Here is a 360-nt window from a genome sequence, read left to right on the forward strand (position 1 = left end):
ATAGGAATCCCCTCCAGCGACAAAAGTTGTACCTTGAAATCACTCGCAGCTTTCTTGCGTTCAGCCTCTATCGCTTTGGCATCGTCATCAGTCATGCTCGCCTTGATCATAAAAACCGAAGCTTCGGCATCCGTCCAAGCACCTGTCTTGATCAGCGCAGCTTTCATCCCGTCCAACTTGGCTCGGGAGCTTTTATCCTGGTTTTTGAATTTATCCAGCGCGTCATTTAACTCGCGATTAAAGCCGGCAGCGTACTGCTGCGCGTATTCAGCTTTATCGCAGTCTTCTTTATGTTCAGCTTGCGCATGGGCGCCAACCAGGGAAGTCGACAGCAGGAGTAGAGCGTAGATTTTTCTCATG

The 360-nt window shown here is 49.7% G+C and carries 1 protein-coding gene; it reads right to left on the reverse strand.

The features are described from left to right. On the reverse strand, nucleotides 1–360 hold a 360-nt coding region (locus tag ACHAC9_RS24570; RefSeq protein ID WP_435764442.1), incomplete at both ends, for a hypothetical protein.

It is taken from the genome of Massilia sp. CMS3.1, from assembly GCF_051262535.1.
Classification (GTDB): domain Bacteria; phylum Pseudomonadota; class Gammaproteobacteria; order Burkholderiales; family Burkholderiaceae_D; genus Telluria.